The organism is Actinosynnema sp. NPDC020468 (assembly GCF_040642015.1).
Classification (GTDB): Bacteria; Actinomycetota; Actinomycetes; order Mycobacteriales; family Pseudonocardiaceae; genus Actinosynnema.
Genome location: NZ_JBFAEO010000105.1, coordinates 1,766 through 3,072, shown reverse-complemented (window position 1 = coordinate 3,072; position 1,307 = coordinate 1,766). Strand labels below are relative to the sequence as shown.

1 rRNA gene (cut by a window edge) is annotated in these 1,307 nt (G+C 56.8%); it reads right to left on the bottom strand.

Annotation, left to right across the window (positions count from 1 at the left end):
- Positions 1-1,256, bottom strand: a 23S ribosomal RNA gene (locus tag AB0G50_RS35790); it reaches 1,614 nt to the left of the window's first position.
- Positions 1,257-1,307: the final 51 nt, after the last annotated feature.

Genomic DNA, 1,307 nt, shown 5'->3' with positions numbered 1-1,307 from the left:
GTTGAATGACACGGCTTCGGCGGTGTGCTTGAGCCCCGCTACATTGTCGGCGCAGGACCACTTGACCAGTGAGCTATTACGCACTCTTTAAAGGGTGGCTGCTTCTAAGCCAACCTCCTGGTTGTCTGGGCGACCCCACATCCTTTCCCACTTAGCACACACTTAGGGGCCTTAGCCGGCGTTCTGGGCTGTTTCCCTCTCGACTACGAAGCTTATCCCCCGCAGTCTCACTGCCGCGCTCTCACGTACCGGCATTCGGAGTTTGGTTGATTTCGGTAAGCTTGTGGGCCCCCTAGACCATCCAGTGCTCTACCTCCGGCACGAAACACACGACGCTGCACCTAAATGCATTTCGGGGAGAACCAGCTATCACGGAGTTTGATTGGCCTTTCACCCCTAACCACAGCTCATCCCCCAGGTTTTCAACCCTGGTGGGTTCGGGCCTCCACGCGGTCTTACCCACGCTTCACCCTGGCCATGGCTAGATCACTCCGCTTCGGGTCTAGACCACGCGACTCAACCGCCCTATTCGGACTCGCTTTCGCTACGGCTACCCCACACGGGTTAACCTCGCCACGCAGCACTAACTCGCAGGCTCATTCTTCAAAAGGCACGCCGTCACCCCTAAAGGCTCCGACGGATTGTAGGCACACGGTTTCAGGTACTATTTCACTCCCCTCCCGGGGTACTTTTCACCTTTCCCTCACGGTACTAGTCCGCTATCGGTCACCAGGGAGTATTCAGGCTTAGCGGGTGGTCCCGCCAGATTCACAGCGAATTTCACGAGTACGCTGCTACTTGGGAACACTGCAAAGAGATACCGGGTTTTCGCGTACGGGACTCTCACCCTCTACGGCCGCGCTTTCCAGACACGTTCCACTAACCACAGTATTTTCTGACTCTCCGCCAGTCCGGCAGAACTGACAAGCAGGTCCCACGACCCCGTACACGCAACCCCTGCCGGGTATCACACGAATACGGTTTAGCCTCTTCCGCTTTCGCTCGCCACTACTCACGGAATCACGGTTGTTTTCTCTTCCTGCGGGTACTGAGATGTTTCACTTCCCCGCGTTCCCTCCACACGCCCTATGTGTTCAGGCGTGGGTGACCCCACATGACTGGGGCCGGGTTTCCCCATTCGGACACCCTTGGATCTCAGCTCGGTTGACAGCTCCCCAAGGCTTTTCGCAGTCTCCTACGTCCTTCATCGGCTCCTGGTGCCAAGGCATCCACCGTATGCCCTTAAAAACTTGCCACAAAGATGCTCGCATCCACTGTGCAGTTCTCAAAGAACAACCAGACACCAG